19 protein-coding genes are annotated in these 18280 nt (G+C 69.1%); 5 read left to right on the top strand and 14 right to left on the bottom strand.

The window, feature by feature from the left end:
* The first annotated feature begins 46 nt into the window (after positions 1-46).
* The 5 genes from lexA (at position 47) to NX068_RS00985 (ending at position 4930) form a co-directional block, all read left to right on the top strand.
* Positions 47-655 carry a transcriptional repressor LexA gene (lexA, locus tag NX068_RS01005; RefSeq protein WP_263459423.1) on the top strand — a complete coding sequence of 203 codons (609 nt, stop codon included), beginning with the start codon at positions 47-49 and terminating at the stop codon, positions 653-655.
* A 56-nt stretch (positions 656-711) separates the two neighbouring features.
* Positions 712-1386 (top strand): translesion DNA synthesis-associated protein ImuA, encoded by a 675-nt coding sequence (gene imuA, locus NX068_RS01000; RefSeq protein ID WP_263459422.1) that lies wholly within the window; start codon positions 712-714, stop codon positions 1384-1386.
* Positions 1387-1392: 6 nt separating this feature from the next.
* The gene (locus tag NX068_RS00995; RefSeq protein WP_263459421.1) at positions 1393-2868 is read left to right on the top strand and encodes a Y-family DNA polymerase; all 1476 of its coding nucleotides are present in this window, start codon (positions 1393-1395) and stop codon (positions 2866-2868) included.
* Positions 2869-2951: 83 nt separating this feature from the next.
* Positions 2952-3521, top strand: coding sequence for a hypothetical protein (locus NX068_RS00990; RefSeq protein WP_263459420.1), 570 nt, complete (start codon positions 2952-2954; stop codon positions 3519-3521).
* Positions 3518-4930 (top strand): MATE family efflux transporter, encoded by a 1413-nt coding sequence (locus NX068_RS00985; protein WP_263459419.1) that lies wholly within the window; start codon positions 3518-3520, stop codon positions 4928-4930. Before NX068_RS00990 ends, NX068_RS00985 begins: the two co-directional genes overlap by 4 nt.
* Here the strand turns inward: NX068_RS00985 and NX068_RS00980 are convergent.
* The 14 genes from NX068_RS00980 to NX068_RS00915 all read right to left on the bottom strand — a co-directional run bounded on the left by NX068_RS00980 (position 4906) and on the right by NX068_RS00915 (position 18259).
* Positions 4906-6234 (bottom strand): ferredoxin reductase family protein, encoded by a 1329-nt coding sequence (locus NX068_RS00980; protein ID WP_263459418.1) that lies wholly within the window; start codon positions 6232-6234, stop codon positions 4906-4908. The genes NX068_RS00985 and NX068_RS00980 overlap by 25 nt on opposite strands.
* A gap of 174 nt (positions 6235-6408) precedes the next feature.
* On the bottom strand, positions 6409-8223 hold the full coding sequence (locus NX068_RS00975) for a M61 family metallopeptidase (RefSeq protein ID WP_263459417.1): 1815 nt from the start codon (positions 8221-8223) through the stop codon (positions 6409-6411).
* A gap of 161 nt (positions 8224-8384) precedes the next feature.
* Positions 8385-9488, bottom strand: coding sequence for a tRNA (uridine(54)-C5)-methyltransferase TrmA (trmA, locus tag NX068_RS00970; protein ID WP_263459416.1), 1104 nt, complete (start codon positions 9486-9488; stop codon positions 8385-8387).
* Positions 9489-9770: 282 nt separating this feature from the next.
* Positions 9771-10133, bottom strand: a complete 363-nt coding sequence (locus NX068_RS00965) for a 2Fe-2S iron-sulfur cluster-binding protein (RefSeq protein ID WP_263459415.1) — start codon at positions 10131-10133, stop codon at positions 9771-9773.
* Complete coding sequence (locus NX068_RS00960) at positions 10130-10561, bottom strand: tautomerase family protein (protein WP_263459414.1); 432 nt, start codon at positions 10559-10561, stop codon at positions 10130-10132. The genes NX068_RS00965 and NX068_RS00960 overlap by 4 nt, the downstream gene beginning before the upstream one ends.
* A gap of 37 nt (positions 10562-10598) precedes the next feature.
* Positions 10599-11357, bottom strand: a complete 759-nt coding sequence (locus NX068_RS00955) for an SDR family oxidoreductase (RefSeq protein WP_263459413.1) — start codon at positions 11355-11357, stop codon at positions 10599-10601.
* On the bottom strand, positions 11357-12406 hold the full coding sequence (gene dmpG / locus NX068_RS00950; RefSeq protein ID WP_263459412.1) for a 4-hydroxy-2-oxovalerate aldolase: 1050 nt from the start codon (positions 12404-12406) through the stop codon (positions 11357-11359). The genes NX068_RS00955 and dmpG overlap by 1 nt, the downstream gene beginning before the upstream one ends.
* Positions 12406-13320, bottom strand: a complete 915-nt coding sequence (locus tag NX068_RS00945; protein WP_263459411.1) for an acetaldehyde dehydrogenase (acetylating) — start codon at positions 13318-13320, stop codon at positions 12406-12408. The genes dmpG and NX068_RS00945 overlap by 1 nt, the downstream gene beginning before the upstream one ends.
* Positions 13317-13574, bottom strand: coding sequence for a tautomerase family protein (locus NX068_RS00940; RefSeq protein ID WP_263459410.1), 258 nt, complete (start codon positions 13572-13574; stop codon positions 13317-13319). Before NX068_RS00940 ends, NX068_RS00945 begins: the two co-directional genes overlap by 4 nt.
* A complete protein-coding gene (gene dmpH / locus NX068_RS00935) occupies positions 13571-14374 on the bottom strand; it encodes a 2-oxo-3-hexenedioate decarboxylase (protein ID WP_263459409.1) in 804 nt (267 codons plus the stop codon). The genes NX068_RS00940 and dmpH overlap by 4 nt, the downstream gene beginning before the upstream one ends.
* Positions 14371-15168: a 2-oxopent-4-enoate hydratase gene (gene dmpE, locus NX068_RS00930; RefSeq protein WP_263459408.1), complete on the bottom strand. Its 798-nt coding sequence runs from the start codon at positions 15166-15168 to the stop codon at positions 14371-14373. The genes dmpH and dmpE overlap by 4 nt, the downstream gene beginning before the upstream one ends.
* A 9-nt stretch (positions 15169-15177) precedes the next feature.
* Complete coding sequence (locus tag NX068_RS00925; RefSeq protein WP_263459407.1) at positions 15178-16638, bottom strand: 2-hydroxymuconic semialdehyde dehydrogenase; 1461 nt, start codon at positions 16636-16638, stop codon at positions 15178-15180.
* Between the two features lie 192 nt (positions 16639-16830).
* Entirely contained in the window at positions 16831-17892 is a 1062-nt protein-coding gene (locus tag NX068_RS00920) for an NADH:ubiquinone reductase (Na(+)-transporting) subunit F (protein WP_263459406.1), read from the bottom strand.
* Positions 17893-17902: 10 nt separating this feature from the next.
* Complete coding sequence (locus NX068_RS00915; protein WP_263459405.1) at positions 17903-18259, bottom strand: phenol hydroxylase subunit P4; 357 nt, start codon at positions 18257-18259, stop codon at positions 17903-17905.
* Between the last annotated feature and the right edge of the window lie 21 nt (positions 18260-18280).

The following is an 18280-nucleotide window of genomic DNA, read 5'->3' as shown; positions in this document are numbered from 1 at the left end:
TCTCCATCAACTGTTTAAAATTACAGCCATCCACAAGGAGGCTGTAATGAACGTCCGCAGCGAGAAGCTCACCGCCCGCCAGCAGGAAATCCTCGATTTCATCCGCGCCACCGTCGAAAGCGAAGGCCGCCCCCCCACTCGTGCCGAAGTCTGCACCGCCTTCGGTTTCCGCTCACCCAACGCGGCCGAAACCCATCTGCGCGCGCTCGCCGCCAAAGGCGCCATCCTGCTGGAAGAAGGCCGCGCCCGCGGCATCCGCCTGGCCGAAGCGCTGGGCCTGCCGCTGGTCGGCCGCGTCGCCGCCGGCAGCCCGATCCTAGCGGCGGAGCATGTCGAAACCCGGCTCCAGCTCGACCCCGCATTGTTCTCGCCGCGCGCCGACTACCTGCTGCGCGTGCGCGGCATGAGCATGCGCGACGCCGGCATCCTCGACGGCGATCTGATCGCCGTGCATCGCAGCCCCGAGGCGCGCAACGGCCAGATCGTCGTCGCCCGGCTGGAAGACGAAGTCACCGTCAAGACGCTGCAGCGCAAGGGGCCGCTGGTCGAGCTGCTGCCCGCCAACCCCGACTTCTCGCCCATCGTCGTCGACACCCGGCGCGATCCGCTGGCCATCGAAGGCATCATGGTCGGCCTGATCCGCCAGGATCACTGAGTTTTCCCTGTCCTGTCCGCGCCTGCCGCGCATCGACGAATCACGCGGAGCACGCCGTGGCCCAGTTGCTCGAGAACCTGCCCGCCGGCCTCGTCTGGCAGGGCTCGCATCTGGCGCTGCCGCCCGGCGGCATCCTGCCCACCGGCTTTCCGGCACTCGATGCGGAGCTGCCCGGCGGCGGCTGGCCGGCCGGCGCGCTGATCGAACTGCTGGCCGAACACCCCGGCGTGGGCGAGCTGTCCCTGCTGCTGCCGCTGATGCGCAAGGCCGGCGCCGAACGCTGGATCGCCTGTATCGCGCCGCCCTTGCTGCCCTACGCACCGGCGCTGGCCGCTGCCGGCGTGCCGCTGCAGCGCCTGCTGCTGGTCCAGCCAAGCAGCGCGGCAGAAGCCCTGTGGGCCGCCCGCCAGGCGACGGCCAGCGGCGCCTGTGCCCTGGTGCTGACCTGGCTTGCGCGGCCCGACACCGCAGCGCTGCGCCGCCTGCAACTGGCTGCCGAAGAAAGCGCCACGCCACTGTTCCTGTTCCGCACACGCGGCATGGCACACCATGCCTCACCCGCGCCCTTGCGCCTGGCCCTGGCGCCCACGACCGGGGGGCTGCGCATCGACATCCTGAAACGGCGCGGCCCGCCTGCAGCACGCCCTGTGCTGCTGAGCTGGTGCGACGACACCACCGCGACGAACGACGCCTGCGCCGGCACGGCACGGCGCCTCGCCCTCGTCGGCTGAACAAAGATGCCGTGGCTCGCGATCAAGCTGCCGGAGCTGCCGCTGCAGATATTCACCCGCGGCCTGGCCGACGAGGACACGCCGCTCGGCGTGATCGACAGCGGCCGCCGTAACCGCATCCTCGCCGCCAACGGCGCCGCCTGCGCCCAGGGCGTCTTTGCCGGCCAGGCCTTGTCGGCCGCGCAGGCCATGGCGCCAAAGCTGCAGCTGCAAGCTCGCCAGACCGCGCGCGAAGCCGCCCTACTGAATGAAATCGCCTGCTGGGCCGGGCGCTTCACACCTCGCGTCAGCCTTGCTCCGCCCGACACCGTGCTGCTCGAGATCGGTGCCAGCCTGCGCCTGTTCGGCGGCGTGGACGTGATCCGCCAGCAAGCCCGCGAAGGCCTGCTGCAGCTCGGCATCGAAGCCCGCCTCGCCTGCGCACCCACGCCGCTGGCTGCCTGCTGGTTCGCCGCCTGCGGGCAGGCCCCCGCAGGCGGCATCGACTGGCGCGAGGCGCTGGACGGCTTGCCGCTGTCCGTACTCGGCAGCGGCGCGGACGGCGACCCGGCTCTCCCCCAAACGCTCGCTCATGCCGCCACGGCCTGTTCCGCCAGCACGCTCGAACTGCTCGACGGCCTCGGCGCCCGCAGCATCGGCGCGGTACGTGCACTGCCCGCGGCAGGCCTGGCCCGTCGCCAGGCCCAGGCCGTCGGCCTGCTGATCGCCCGCGCCCGCGGCGAACAGCCCGACCCTCGCCCCTGGTTCGAGCCGCCCGCGCGCTTTTCGCACGAACTGGCGCTGCCGGCGCCGACCCATCACAGCGAAGCCCTGCTGTTCGCCGCCCGCCGACTGTTCACCAGCCTGTCGGCCTGGCTGCGGGCCAGGCATGCGGGCATCGACCATTGCCGCCTGTCGCTGGTCCATGAAGGCAGCGGGGAAACGCCGCTGGACATCGTGCTCGGCCATCCTTCAGACGATGCGGAGCATCTCGCCCTGATCACGCGCGAACGCCTGGGCATGCAGGTGCTGCCTGCCGAGATCTGCATCCTGCGCCTGGAAGCCGAGCATCCGCTCGAGCGCGGCGCGCATGCCACCGACCTGTTCGGCACTCCCGGCCAGGCCCGGGACGAAGCGCTGCGGCTGCTCGACCGCCTGCGCGCACGGCTCGGCGACGGCGCGGTGCGCCGCCTCGCGCCGCTCGCCGACCACCGCCCGGAAGTCGCCTGGAAAACCTGCGGGGAGCAGCCCCGCAGCAGCCAGGCAGAACCTTCCCTCACCCGAAACTTGCGTCCCCTGTGGCTGCTCCCTGCACCGCGAGCGATCGACCCACGGCAGTACACGCTGCTCGGCAACGCCGAACGCATCGAAAGCGGCTGGTGGGATGAAGGCGACATCCACCGCGACTACTACCTCGCCCGCCGTGACGACAGCAGTCTGTGCTGGGTTTTCCATGATCTCGCATCGCCGGACGGCTGGTTCCTGCACGGCTGCTTCGGCTGACGCGGTCGCTGCGCCGGGAAGCGCCTTGCGAACGTAGTACACTCCCCGGCACATTTTTCCCGGCCTGCCGGACAAGAACAGACATGCCCTCCCCCTCTTCTCCTCACGCTCCCGACATACCTGCCGAACTGCCGGGCGACGCCGCCCGCCGCCGTGCCAAACGGAGCCTGCTCACCTTCATCATCGCGCTGCCGATCTCGTGGTGGCTGTTCAGCCGGCTCGAACCGATCTGGGACCGGATCCTGCCACTCGAAGGCCTGCCTTTCATGGCCGCGGCCACGCTGCTCGGCGCGGTGCTGGCGATTGCACCGCTGGCGGCCGCCATCGGCTTCCTGCTGGCGGTCTGGTTCGGCGTGGACAGCGTCTACCTGCCCAGGCGCACGACCAGCGCTGCGCTCGACAAACCCATCGTCGCAGTCGGCCTGCTGGTGTGGTTCTCGCCCGCGCTGGCCGCCATTGCCGCCGCCGGGCGCGGCCTGTATGAGGGCCGCATCCATTTCGTGCGCCCGCCGCGCGACTACTTCCTCGCCACCGATCCGATCGCCTTCTGGCAGGGTGTGGGTTTCTGGCTGATCATGGCCGTGCTGTTCGGCTTCCTCGCCTGGCGCTACTGGCGCCCGCGCCTGTTCCCCCGCAGCGCGACGCAAGATTGAGTCCTTCCAGCACGCTCGCCGTGTCGTCAGCCGCGCCGCCGCCGTCCGCAGTGGCCATCGCCCGCCAGTTGCTGCACCACGCCTGGCCGGTGCTGGTCGCACAGGTGCTGTCGATGGGCATGATGATCGCCGACACGCTGATCGCCGGCCGCTACGGCACCGCCGATCTCGCGGCGGTCGCGATCGGCAACGGGCTGTACATCTCGGTGGTGATGCTGCTGGTCGGCGTGCTGCAGGCGGTGGCACCGACGATCGCCCACCATGTCGGTGGCGGAAGAACCAGCGCGATCGGGCCGGCCCTGCAGCAGGGCTTCTGGCTGGCGCTGATGCTGGCCGTACCGGGCTGCCTGGTGCTCGGCCAGCCGGAGCCCCTGCTCCGCTTCGCCCGCGTGCCGCCCGAGATTGCCGAAGGCGCCGGCGCCTATCTGCGGGCCACCGCCTTCGGCCTGCCGGCGGTACTGCTGTATCGCACCTTCTACGCCTTCAACAACGCGGTCGGACGGCCTCGGGTGCTGATGGTCATCAGCTTCATCGCCGTCTGCGTGCATGTGCCGCTCGCCTGGGCGCTGACCCACGGCCTGTTCGGCTTCGTCGGCCTGCCCGCGCTCGGCGGCATCGGCTGCGGCATCTCGACCGCCATCGTCAGCTGGCTGGGACTGGGTTGCGGCCTGCTGCACCTGCTGCGCAGCCCGGCCTACCGCCAGTATGCGATCTTCTCGCAGTGGCAGGCGCCCCGCCCGCGCGAGATCGGCTCGCTGCTGCGCCTGGGCGTGCCGATGGGTTTTTCCACCTTCATCGAGATCACTTCCTTCACGCTGATCGCGCTGTTCGCCGCCCGCCTCGGTTCCGAAGCGGTGGCCGGCCATCGGGTGGTCGCCAACCTGTCGGCGCTGGTCTACATGCTGCCGCTGGCGATGTCGATCGCCACCCTGGTGCTGGTCGGCCAGGCAGCCGGCGCGCACGACTGGGCACGTGCACGCGCGACGGTGAAAGTCAGCCTGTGGCTGAGTTCCGGCTTCGCCATGCTGATCGGCATCGGCCTGTGGCTGCTGCGCGAGCCGGTGATCGGCCTGTCATCGACCGACCCGGCGGTACGCACGGTGGCGCTCGGCCTGATCGTCTACATCTGCATCTATCAACTGACCGACGCGATCCAGACCGTGGCCGCGCATGCCTTGCGCGGCTTCAAGGTCACGCTGCTGCCGATGCTGCTGCACACCCTGTGTTTCTGGGGCATCGGCCTGGGCGGCGGCTACTGGGCCACCTACCACGCCTTCGGCCGCGAGGCGGCGCCCAGCGTCGCCGGCTTCTGGGAGGCCAGCGTGGCGGCGACCGTGCTGGCTTCCGTGCTGTTCGGCTGGCTGCTGGCGCGGGTGATGGAACGTCAGCGCATCTCGAACAATTCCTGATGAAAGGCTCCCGGGGGAAGCCCGTGAGCCAGCAGATCGACACGCAAGGCCCGGCCGAACGCCGAAGGACCGCAGAACCAGACGCTGGCATCCTTCCAGCCGGGCACGGTGCGGCGCAGGCGCTCACCATCCAGCCGGTCCTCGCCATCGCCTACCAGCAGGTGCAGCCTGACACCGGCAGCCCCGGCCGCTTCGGCCAGAATCTCGCGAGCCTGCGGTGCCAGCACGGTCGTGGGGTGAAACAGGTCGACCTGGCGGCTTTCAGCGGGGCGCCCGGCAAGATACTGCAGCCGGGCCAGGAAAGGCGTGATGCCGATGCCTGCGCCGATCCAGATCTGGCGCCGCTGGTCCGAGAAAGTGAAGCAGCCATAAGGCCCTTCGACCGTCACCGGATCGCCGATCTTCAGGCGCTCCGGCAGGCGCCTGGTGTGGTCACCCAAGCCCTTGGTGACGAAGGTGATCTGCCGCTTGCCGGGGTCCCATGCCGACGCGATGGTATAGGGGTGAGCGCCTTCGCGGGGATCCGAAGTGACGAAGGCGAACTGGCCGGTCTGGTGCCCCTTCCACCCTTCGTCGAGCTGGATGCGCGTGACCAGGGTTTGCATTTCGGGGTAATGGATCAGTTCCTCGATGCGCCCGCCCACCTGGCGCTTGCGGCCGATGCGGCCGGCCAGGCTGATACAGGCGGCCAGGCTGCCTGCGGCCATCAGCAGCGCCATGACGATGCCGATCGGCTGGGTCCAGTATTCGTGCTTGATCAGGATGACGCTGTGGAAGACCAGCAACAGGTAACCGGCGGCCAGCAACGTGTGGAGCCTGGCGAACAGGCGGTAGGGAAAGCGCTTGACCAGCGCCAGCACGATCAGGATCGCAACCGCGTAGAAAGTCCATTCGCCGACGGTTTCGGCCAGCCCGCGCTGGGTGCGCAACAGCGCCTCGATGCCTTCGTATGCCTGTCCGCCGCCCTTGCCCGGCTTGACCAGCCAGCCCCAAGCGACGGCCCACTTGGTGCCCTTGGCGAACAGCCAATGGACGGTGCCGGCCACCAGCGCAGTGATGCCGAGCCATTTGTGCAGGCGGTACATCTTGTCCAGGCCGTCGAACATCGGCTCCAGGCGCACCGGGCGCAGCGCCAGGATCATGGCGGCGCTCATGGCCCCCATGGCGATAACACCGGAGTACTGCACGAATACCTTGCGGAACGGAAAATAACCGAAAGGCTGGGGAAAGAAGCCGTCCGCCATCAGCCACAGCACGCTCAGCCCACCCAGCAAAACCACGAGGCCTGTCTTGATCGGTTTCATCGCCGTACGCCTCCCGCCGTACTTTTTCGATTGACGATGCCCAAGTTTCGCCCGGCCTGCCTGAACGCAGCCTGAATCCGCCTGGCTCGCACCGACGTGGAGCCGAGGTCTGCCGGCCGGGAACTGCGGGAATCCGGCGCCGGCAGGGATGATCCTGCTTCTGCAGCCGAGCGCTCAGGCGGCCCGGCCCAGCCAGCCCCTGCGCAGCTTCAGCGCTCCGGCGGAAGCCTTTTCCGCAGGCTTCAGGCTGATTTTGTCGACGACGGGTTCGCCCAGCACGACGCTGAACACCATCAGCTCGTCGCGGCGGAAGGCGTGGATCTCCACTTCGTCGCCGGGCCGGCGCCGGCCGAGCATGTCGTCGAGCGCTTTGCCGCTGCCCAGTTTCAGGCCGTCGAGCGCGATCAGCACGTCGCCGGCCGACAGCCCGGCCGCCTGCGCCGCACCGCCGTCATGGACGCTGGCAAGCCTGCATTCGCCATTGCCGGCCGCCAGCTTGATACCGAGCGAAGGCGCGGCGGCCGTCGGCTCGGCCTGCCAGTCGATGCCGAAGCCCTTCAGCAGCTTCGCCAGCGGCAGGTCGTCGGTGCCCTCGACCGTTTTTTTCAGCCAGCGCGCGAGCTTGCTTCCCAGTGTGCTGCCGCCCACCTCGCGCACCGCGTCGAAGATGCCCTCTTCCACCACCCCCAGCCCGGTCTGTCCATGGCGCTGCCACAGCAGGCGCATGACGTCGTCCAGGCTGGTCCGGCCGTCGCTGCCGGCGCGCAACTGCAGATCGAGCGCGAGCGCGATCAGCGCGCCCTTGGCGTAATAGCTGACGATGGCGTTGGGTGCGTTCTCGTCCTGGCGGTAATACTTGGTCCATGCATCGAAGGACGACTCCGCCACGCTTTGCTTGGTCCGTCCGCTGCCGCGCAGCACGGCGGAGACGGTCTTGCCGAGCAGGCCGAGGTAGTCCTCGGGCGTGATCACGCCGCTGCGTACCAGCGCGAGGTCGTCGTAATACGAGGTGAAGCCTTCGAAGGCCCACAGCAGGCGGGTGTAGTTTTCCTGGGTCAGATCGTAAGGCGTGAAGGCCGCCGGCTTGATGCGCTTGACGTTCCAGGTATGGAAATACTCGTGGCTGCACAGGCCGAGAAAGCTCTTGTAGCCGTCGGGCAGGCCTTCCATGCCCTTCCACGGCAGGTCGGCGCGGCTGCACAGCAGCGCAGTCGAAGCGCGATGCTCCAGCCCACCATAACCGTCGCCCACCACCATGGTCAGGAAAGCGTAGTAATCCATCGGTGGCGGCGCGCCGAACAGCTTGATCTGCCATTCGCAAATCCGCTGCAGGTCCTTGCACAGCCGCTCGAGGTCGCAGTCGTGACGGCCGGTCAGCACCACGTCGTGGGTGGTGCCGGCAGCCTCGAAATGGCCGAGAGCGAAGCTGCCCATCTCGACCGGGTGATCGATCAGCTCGTCGTAATCGGCGGCGCGATACCAGCCGAAACCGTAGGGCCGCGCCGCGCCGACGACGCCATGCGCAAGCGGCAAGGCGGTGGCGACCTTCCAGTCGCGGTAGTCGACGCCATCCGGCCGCTCGATGTCGACCAGGCAGGCTCGATCGGTGCGCCCTTCCACCGCCAGGAACACGCTGGTGCCGTTGAAGAAGCCGTGGGTGCTGTCCAAATGGGCGGCGCGCACCGACAGATCCCAGGCATAGACCTCGTAGTGCAGGCAAAGCACGCCGCCGTCCGGCAAGGGCGCGGCGCGCCAGCTGTGCTTGTCGAGCTTGTCGATCCGCCAGGGCTCGCCATCCAGCTCGGCGCGCAGCGTGACGATGTTGCGCGCGAACTCGCGGATCATGTAGCTGCCCGGAATCCACGCCGGCAGGCGGAAGACCTGGCCGGCCGGATCGGGATCGCGGACGGTGCAGCTCACATGGAAAAGATGGGCGCCGGGATTGGCAGGGCGGATACGGTATTCGACGGCGGGCAAGGCGGAAGGCATCGTGTCGCGGGTCCGGTTGTCAGCGGGATTGGCACGGGGCTCGAACCTTCGTGCGGGAAGCCCTGTATTTACCATCCTGCATCGCCCGCGTCGACCCGGGCTGCCGTAGCGCGTGCGTCGCCTCGCAGCCCTCGTGTCCGCTGCTCCAGCTCCGTCGCTGCTCAGCCTTCGGCCGAACGCCGCTTCAGCAGCAGGCCGCTTTCGAGATGGTGGGTATAGGGGAACTGGTCGAACACCGCGGCGGCGGCGATCTCGTGCGTATCGTGCAGCGCGGCGACGTTGTCGCGCAGCGTGGCCGGGTTGCAGGACACGTACAGGATGCGCTCGAAGCCGCGGGCGAGCTCGACCGTGGCCGCGTCCAGGCCGCTGCGCGGCGGATCGACGAACAGCGTCGAAAAGCGGTAGCCGGCCAGATCGACGTCCTTCATGCGGCGGTATTCCCGCCCGCCGGCCAGCGCGTCGCTGATCTCGTCGCTCGACATCCGCACCATGGCGACGTTGCTGATGCCATTGGCGTCCAGGTTGTAGTTGGCCGCGCGCACCGAGGACTTGCTGACCTCGGTCGCCAGCACCTTGCCGAAGGCCGGCGCCAGCGCCACGGTGAAGTTGCCGTTGCCGCAGTACAGCTCCAGCAGGTCGCCGCCGGCATCCGCCACCTGGCGGCGGGCCCAGCCCAGCATCTGCCGGTTAACGCCGGCATTGGGCTGGGTGAAGCTGCCTTCGATCTGCTGGTAGCGCAGCGTGCGGCCGTCGAGTTCGAAGGATTCCAGCAGCCAGTCGCGGCCGAGCACGATCTTCTGCTTGCGGCTGCGGCCGATGAGCTGCACGCCGAAGCGGTCCGCCAGCGCCTGCGCCGCCTGTGTCCAGTCGTCGCCGAGCGGGCGGTGGTAGATCAGGCTCACCATCAGCTCGCCGCTGTGGGTGGCGAGGAACTCGACCTGGAACAGCTTGCGCTTGAGCACTTCGCTGTCCTGCAGGGCGTCGCGCAGGCGCGGCATCAGTTCGCGGATCGGCTGCGCCGCGGCGGGGAAGTCCTCGATCAGCACGACTTTCTTGTCGTCGCCGGCGGTCTCGAACATCGCATAGTCGATGCGCCCGCCGTGGTGCCACAGGCGGAACTCCGCGCGCATGCGGTAGTGCAGCGGCGCCGAGCGGAAGATCTCCGGCTCGGGCAGGCCGAAATCGGCGAAATCCTGCTTGAAGGCGGCGAGCTTGAGGGCCAGTTGAGATTCGTACTGGGCGGGGTCGATGCGGTCGGACGGCATGGCAGGCAGGGCGGTGGTGAGGGCGGAAGCCGAAGGGCGCAAGAGTATACGACGGCCGGCGATGCCCGGCCATGGACGGGAAAAACGGATGAGAAAAGCCCCCACGCTCATCCGCTGCGCGGACTCGCTGCCCCCCAAGGGGGCCTTTTCGTCCTGGGACGGCCCAAGACGAAAAAAAGCCCCGGAACGGGTTCCGGAGCGCAAGTGCCGACGACCGAGGAGATGGGGAGAGGCCATCAGCATGAAAAGGACGGGGCCGCGATCAGGCCCGGCCGCGGCCCCTCATTCGCCGGCGCCATCGGCCGCGCCCGCCGTGCGCCCCGCGCATACGCACTTCTGCATCCGGCCCAGCACCTCGAGCACGAGGTCGCTTTCCGGCATGACCCGGCACGCCAGCACCACGCCCGCCGCGAGGTCTTCGGCGCCGACGTGCTGGCAGCTCATCGCCCGGCAGCGGTAGCGCCCCGCGGTGATGCGGATCTTGCACACGCCGCAGCCGCCGCCCCGGCAGCCCAGCGGAATGCCGCGCCGGCCGAGCCGCGCCATGCCGTCGAGCACCGATTCGTCGCTGCCGCAGGCGTAGTGCTCGCCGGTGCCGGCGATCTCGACGTCGTGCCTCACGCGCCCCGGCCCCGCCGCGCTCACGCCGCGCCGTCCGCCGCCCGCAGCGCCCGCGCGCGCACTTCGTCGGCGCGCAGCTCGCTCGCCGGGCGGCCGCCGATCGCCCAGTCCTCCGGATGCACGCGGGTGCAGCTACCCCTGACCAGCGTCCGCTCCACGCCCAGGATGTCGACGAGCAGCGTGGTGAAGCCGGCGAGCAGGCGCTGGCGCTCTTCCAGCGGCCGGCCTTCGAGGACGATGAAGTCGAACACCGGCGCATGCGGCCCGCCATCGCCGACCAACTCGCCGGCGACCAGAACGTGCGCCGGCGCGTGCCGCGTGATGAAGGCCCGCACCCGCTCCAGCGGCGCGTGCAGCACCTCGCAGTAGAGCGCGCAGGCGGCCTTCAGCAGCGCCGCTTCCTGCTGCGGCGTCGCCCGTCCTTCGACCAGATGGAAATTGACGACCGGCATGTGAGTCTCCTTGTCAGGCAGGCCCCGGCCCCGGGGCTCAAGGCAGTCCGCGCCGCCGTCCGGCGTCGAGCATGAAGGTGCTGCCGGTCATCGCGTCGGCTTCGGGGTCGAGCAGCAGGGCCACCGCCCAGGCCACCTGCGCCGGCGTCGTGAACGCGCCGATCGAGGATTCGGCGCGCATCTGCGCCATCACGTCCTCGACCGTGATGCCGCGCAGCGCGGCGCGGTCGGCGGCGACGCGGTGCAGGCGTTCGGTGTCAGCCGGCCCGGGCGCGATCAGGTGGGCGGTGACGCCGGCCGCGCCGTGGGCGAGGCTCAATTGCCGCATCAGGTTGCCCAGCGCCGCGTTGGCGATGCCCGCGGCGGCGGCGTAGGCGGTCGGCTCCAGCCCGTAATGCCCGCCGATCGCGACCAGCCGCGAACCCCGCACCAGCCGCGGCTCGACCGCGCGCACCAGCCGCAGCATGCCGCCCACCTTGATGTTGACCGCATCCACGACCGCCGCCGCCGGCGCCGAGGCGATGCCGCCGGCCACGGCGACGCCGGGGCCATGCACCACCATCCGCACCGGACGGTCGACGCTGGCGGCGATCTGCGCGATGGCTTCGTCGGCGGCGATGTCGGCGACGCAGGCGCGCACCCGCGGATGGCGCGCGAGCAGCGCGTCGAGCGCGGCCGCGGTGCGCGACACGGCCACCACGCCCAGCCCGCGATCGCACAGGCGGGCGACGATGTGCTGGCCGAAGGCGCCGGTCGCGCCGACCACCACGGCGAGTTCGGACGGCTCGCCGGACATCAGGCCGCGCCCGCCAGCCCGCGCGCCTTGGCCATGGTCATGGCGGTGTCCATGATCATGTCCTCCTGGCCGCCGATCATCTTCTTGCGCCCCAGCTCGACGAGGATGTCGCGCGCGGAGACCCCGGTGCGCTCGGCCGCGCGCCTGGCGTGCAGCAGGAAGGTGGAATACACGCCGGCGAAGCCCAGCGTCAGCGATTCGCGGTCGACCCGCACGAGGTGATCCATCATCGGCACGATGATGTCCTCGGCGACATCCATCAGCTTGAACAGGTCCACGCCAGTGTCCATGCCCATGCGCTCGCAGACTGCGGCGAACACCTCCAACGGGGTGTTGCCCGCACCCGCGCCCAGCCCGGCCACCGAGCCGTCGATGCGGGTGGCGCCGGCCTCGATCGCGGCGATCGAGTTGGCGATGCCCATGCCCAGGTTGTGGTGGCCGTGGAAGCCGATCGCGGTCGCCGGGTCGAGCGCCTCGCGCAGCGCGACGACGCGCGCGCGCACGTCCTCCGGCAGCATGTAGCCGGCCGAGTCGGTGACATACACGGTGTGGGCGCCGTAGGACTCCATCAGCTTGCCCTGCTCGGCGATGCCGGCCGGGTCGTTGAGGTGGGCCATCATCAGGAAGCCGGTGGTGTCCATGCCGAGCTTGCGCGCGAAGGCGATGTGCTGCGGCGAGGTGTCGGCCTCGGTGCAGTGCGTCGCCACATGCACGCTGCGCGCGCCGGCGTCGAAGGCCGCCTGCAGCTCCTTCATCGTCCCCAGGCCGGGAATCAGCAGCACCGAGACCTTGGCCTGCTTCATCCGCGACGCCACCGCGGCGATGTATTCCTCGTTGCTCGCCAGCGCGAAGCCGTGCTGCAGCGAGTTGCCGCCCAGGCCCGCGCCGTGCGTCACCTGGATGTAGGGGATGCCGGCATCGTCGAGCGCGCAGGCGACTTTCACCATCTGCTCGACGCCGATCTGTTCGCGCTTGGCATGCATGCCGTCGCGCAGGCACATGTCGTGCAGGACGACCTTGCGGCCCTTCAGGGATTGCGTTGCGCTCATCACGCCACCTCCGTCGCTTTCAGCTTGATCTTTCCGGCCAGGATTTCCTCGGCGAACATCTCGGCGGTGCGGGTCGCGGCCGCGGTCATGATGTCGAGGTTGCCGGCGTACCGGGGCAGGTAGTCGCCCAGGCCCGCGACCTCCATGAACACGGAAACCTTGTTGCCGTCGTAGATCGGGCCGTTGACGAGCTTGTAGCCCGGCACGTACTGCTGCACCTCGCCGATCATGCGCAGGATGGAGTCGGTGATGCGGGCCTCGTCCGGCGCTTCGTCGGTCAGGCAGTAGATCGTGTTGCGCATGATCAGCGGCGGCTCGGCGGGGTTGATGATGGCCAGCGCCTTGCCCTTCCTGGCGCCGCCGACGCGCTCGATGGCGCTGGAGGTGGTGTAGGTGAATTCGTCCAGGTTGGCGCGCGTGCCCGGCCCCACCGATTTCGACGACAGGCTGGCGACGATCTCGGCGTAGCCCACGCCCTGCACGCGCGACACCGCGTTGACGATGGGAATCGTCGCCTGGCCGGCGCAGGAGATCATGTTGACGTTCATCTCGACCCGGTCGGCATGCTCGCGCAGGTTGACCGGCGGCACGCACAGCGGCCCGATGGCGGCCGGCGTCAGGTCGATCATCATCACCCCCAGTTCGTTGAGCTTGCGGCTGTTCTCCGCATGCACGTAGGCGCTGGTGGCGTCGAAGGCGATCTGGATGCCGTCCTCCAGCACGTGCGGCAGCAGGCCGTCCACGCCTTCGGCGGTGGTCTTGAGGCCCATTTCGCGGGCGCGCGCCAGGCCCTCGGAGGCGGGGTCGATGCCCACCATCCAGACCGGCTCGAGCACCGGGCTGCGCTTGATCTTGTAGATGAGATCGGTGCCGATGTTGCCGGAGCCGATCAGGGCGCATCGAATCTTCTTCATGGGTTCTGCTCCTGCAATGCCGTGCGCCGCTGGCGTTCCGCGCGCTCGGCCATGGTCAGTCCGGCGACGAAGAATTCCTCCGTGCCGTGTTCGGTGATGAGGATGCGCACCGTCTCCGGGCTGCATCCCAGGCTGCGCGACACCGCCTCGGTGACGGCGCCGGCCACCGCGCGCTTCTGCTCGTCGCTGCGGCCCTGCATCATGTGCATTTCGATGATTGGCATCTGTCGTCTCCGGCTTTCCGCCCCGCTCAATCGACGAAGCGCATCGACACGCTGCCCAGTTCCTGGAAGCGCGCGACGACGCTGTCGCCCGGCCGCACGGGGACGGCCTCGGTGATGCCGCCGCTCATGACGAAGCTGCCGGCGGGCAGGGTCTCGCCCAGCTCGGCAAGGATGTTCACCAGCATCGCGACCGCGTCCGCCGGATGGCCGAGCACCGCCGCCGAGGCGCCCATACCGACGATCTCGCCGTTCTTCTCCAGCACCGCGCCGAGCGTGCGCAGGTCCAGCTCGTCCACGAGGCGGGCGCGGCCGCCGCCGACGAAGCGCGCCGACGAGCCGTTGTCGGCGACCACGCTGGCGAGGTCGAACTTGAAGCCGGAAAAGCGCGAATCGATGATCTCCACCGCGGGCAGCACGTAATCCGTGGCGTCGAGCACGTCCTGGCGCGTGCAGCCGGGGCCGGCGAGCGCCTTCTTCATAACGAAGGCCACTTCGCACTCGACGCGCGGATGGACGAGGTCGGAAGTCGATATCGCGGCATTCTCGGCGCGCGCCATGCGGTCGGTCAGGAAGCCGATCGAGGGCACGTCGACGCCCATCTGGCGCATCTTCGCCTGCGAGGTCAGCCCGGCCTTCCAGCCCACGTGCCGGTGCCCCTGGGCGACGAAGCGGCGGCGCAGCTCGGTCTGCACCGCGTAGCCGTCGCCGATGGTCATGCCCGGGTATTCGTCGGTCAGCTTGGGAATGGCGCGGGCGCGCAGCTGCGCCCCCTCGACGCGCTCGCACAGGCGCACGACATCCTCGCGCGACAAGGTGATGTTCATGCTCATGCCGCGCTTCTCCCGGAAAATTTCACCCTGCAACTGCCGAGCCCGCCGACGGTGCACACCAGCTCGTCGCCGTCGGCGACCGGCACCAGCGTCGACTGCGACCCCGACAGGATCACCTCGCCGGCCTTGAACGGAATGCCCAGTTCGCCCAGCGTGTTGGCCAGCCAGGCCACCGCGTTGGCGGGCGAGCCCTGCACCGCCGCCCCGACGCCGGTCGAATGCAGCTCGCCGTTCTTTTCGAGCACCATGCCGGCCAGCGTGATGTCCAGCCTGCGCGGGTCGCCGCGGCTGGCGCCGAGCACGAACACGCCGCAGGAGGCGTTGTCCGCCACGGTGTCCTGGATGCGGATCTTCCAGTCGGTGATGCGCGAATCGACGATCTCGAAACACGGCACCACGTAGTCGGTGGCGCGGATCACGTCCATCGCCGTGACGCCCGGCCCCTTCAGGTCCTCCTTCAGCACGAAGGCCAGCTCGGCCTCCGCCTTGGGCTGGATCAGCGTGCCGAGGTCGATGGCCTCGCCCTCCTCATGCACCATGCCCGAGGTGAGCTGGCCGAAATCCGGCTGGAACACGCCGAGGAAATCCTGTACCGGCTTGCTGGTGACGCCGATCTTCTTGCCGACGATCGTCTCGCCGGCGGCGAGGCGGCGTTCGATGTAGCGCGACTGGATGCGGTAGGCATCCTCCAGCGCGATGTCGGGCTCGCGTTCGACGAGCGGCGCCACCGTGCGGCGCGCGCGCCAGGCGTCGAAAAGCTCGTCGCCCAATTGCCTGATCCTGCTTTCGTCCATGATTCGGCCTCAGAGCTTGACGCAGATGTTGCGCGTCTCGGTGTAGAACTCCAGGGAATGCACCCCGCCCTCGCGCCCGATGCCGGACTGCTTCGAACCGCCGAAAGGCGTGCGCAGGTCGCGCAGGAACCAGCTGTTCACCCAGGTGATGCCCACCTCGACGCGCGCGGCGACGCGGTGCGCGCGCGCCAGGCTGGTGGTCCAGATCGTCGTGGACAGGCCATACACGGTGTCGTTGGCGAGGCCGACGACCTCGTCCTCGGAATCGAAGGGGCGGACATGGCAGCACGGCCCGAAGATTTCCTCGCGCACCACGGCGGCGTCGTCGGCCAGGCCGGTCCAGATCGTCGGCTGCACCCAGGCACCGCCGGCGAGTTCTTCCGGCATCTCGGGCACGCCGCCGCCGGTGACCACGGTGGCGCCCTCCTCCACCGCCTTGCGGTAGTAGGACAGCACCTTGCGGCGGTGCTCCTGGCTGATCAGCGGCCCGTAGTCGGCATCGCGCGCCTCGGGGCGGCCGTACTTCACCGTCTCGGCCCTGGCCTTGAGCGCCTGCACGAAGCGCGCGAAGATCGGCCGCTCGACATAGACGCGCTCGGTGCCCAGGCAGACCTGGCCGGTGTTGAGGAAGGCGGCGCGGAAGATGCCCTCGACCGCGGCGTCGAAATCGCAGTCGGCGAAGACGATGCCGGCGTTCTTGCCGCCCAGCTCGAAGGAGACGTCGCGCATGCCCTCGGAGGCGGCCTTCATGATCGCCGCGCCGGTGCGCGTCTCGCCGGTGAAGGTGATCGCATCGACGCCGGCGTGATGAGTCAGGAATTCGCCGGCCGAGTCCGGCCCGAAGCCGTGGACGACGTTGTAGACGCCCTTCGGCACGCCGACGGCGTTCATCACCTCGCCGAGCAGCGCCGCCGTCTGCGGCGACTCCTCCGACGGCTTGACCACCACGGTGTTGCCGCAGGCCAGCGCCGGCCCCACCTTCCAGGTCATCAGCATGAAGGGCGCGTTCCACGGACAGATGACCCCGACCACGCCCTTGGGCACGCGGATCGCGTAGTTCAGCGCGCCCTGCCCGTCCGGCGTCGCCATGCGGAAGGACTCGGACGCCACGTTCTTGACGACGTCGGCGAAGACCTTGAAGTTGGCCGCGCCGCGCGGGATGAACACGTGGCGCATGACGTGGCCCGGCTGCCCGGTATCGGCCATCTCGGCGGCGACGAAGTCCTCGAAGCGGCGGGTGATCTCGTTGGCGACGCCATGGAGCAGGTCGACGCGCTGCTCCGTCGTCAGCGCCCCCCACTCGCCCGCCAGCGCCGCGCGGGCGGCGCCGACCGCGGCATCGACCTCGCCGCGCCCCGCCTCGGCGACCGAGGCGATGACGCGGTCGTCGAGCGGCGAGCGCTTGTCGAAACGGCGGCCCGAGGCTGACGCCAGATATTCGCCCGCGATGAAATTGTCTACAAGACGCATGCTCCCCCCAGGTATGGATGTGTCACTCGTGCCGGCGGCGATACGCATCGCCCCGACCTTCGAAAACGAGTCTAAGAAAGAAGAGAAATACCGTCTAATACTTTGTTATCTAATTATCGATACCTTTAAAGTATCGATCTGGCGCAACGAAAAGGGAGGCGCGGACACGCGCCTCCCCGCGCGCAAACCGGCTCAGATCGCCTTGAACAAGGGGCTGCGCACCTGCTGCGCATCGGCCGCCGAGATGAACTTCTCGGTGTAGATGTCGCGCTCGAACAGGCGCCCCTGCATCAGCGTCGTGATGCAGGCGTCTATCATCAGCGGCGGCCCGCACAGGTAGGCCTTGTGGCCGCGGAAGTCGTTGTCGAAAGCCGCTTTCGCCGCCTCGTGCACGAAGCCGCGGAACCCCGTCCAGTCCGTTCCTTCCGGCTCGTGCGACAGGGCCGGCACGTAGCGGAAGTTGGCATGCTTCCCGGCCAGCGCGACGAACTCCTCGTGGTAGTAGAGCTCCTCGCGGCTGCGCTGCCCGTAGACGAGCGTGACCGGCAGCGCGAAGCCTTCCTCGAGCAGGTCGAGGATCATCGCGCGCGGGCTCGACAGGCCAGAGCCGCCCGCCATGAAGAGCAGCGGAACGCGCGCCGACTTCTTGACGAAGAAGCGCCCGTAGGGGCCGGTGATGCGCACCTGTTCCCCCGCCTGCATGCGCTCGTGCACGTAGGCCGTGCCTTCGCCGCCGGGCACGATGCGGATGTTGAGTTCGACCTCTCCCGCCCGCGACGGCGCGCTCGCGATCGAGAACGCGCGGCTGCCGATGCCGCCGGGCAGTTCCAGGTTGATGTACTGCCCGGCCTGGAAGCGGATGCCGGCGGGCTCGTCGAGCGCGATCCACACGCCCTTGATCGTCGGCGTCAACGTTTCGATGCGGCTGACGACGCCGTCGAAATCGCGCACCGGCAGGTTCTCGGCGTCCAGGTCCTCCTCGATCTCGGCCTCGATCACGAGGTCGCTTTCGGCCCGCGCACAGCACGCCAGGCACTTGCCCTCGTCGCGCTCGAAATCCATCAGCGCGAAGCTCGAGGCCTCGCCGTGGTCGATCTCGCCGTCGCTGACCTGCACCTTGCAGGTCGCGCACAGGCCGTGGCAGCAGGCGTGGGGCAGGTAGATGCCGGCGCGCAGGGCCGCGTCGAGGATGGTCTGCCCCGCCTCGATCTCGATCGTCTGGCCCAGCGGCTCGATGGTCAGTTCGTAGCTCATCCTCGCCCCTTCATGCGGCGGCCAGCAGGGTGTTCCGCCCGGGCGTGCGGAAGCGGAGCTGGTCCTTGTGGCCGATGCCGTTGCCGGCGAGGCTCAGCGACGGGTCCGGGACGAAGGGCTGGTTGTCCTTCAGCCACTCGACCTCGTTCCAGTCCAGCGCGGCGGCGTCGGGGTCGGCCTGCAGCAGCGCCGCGAGCGGCCCCCGCAGCACCTCGCCGAACGGCGTGGCCGGCGGCAGGCACAGCATCAGCGGCGCGGCGAACAGCAGGTGGTGGTCCCAGCTCAGGTACACGATCTGCTTGCCGCCGTAGTTCTCCACGCGGTCGCGGGCGACGCCGATGTATTCCTTCAGTGAGGTGACAGCCATTGTCGAGTCTCCTTGTGTTGG

Source organism: Thauera carbonicopians (assembly GCF_025699485.1).
Taxonomy (GTDB): Bacteria; Pseudomonadota; Gammaproteobacteria; order Burkholderiales; family Rhodocyclaceae; genus Thauera.
The sequence above is the reverse complement of the archived record's forward strand: the minus strand, read 5'-3'. Positions and strand labels throughout refer to the sequence as shown.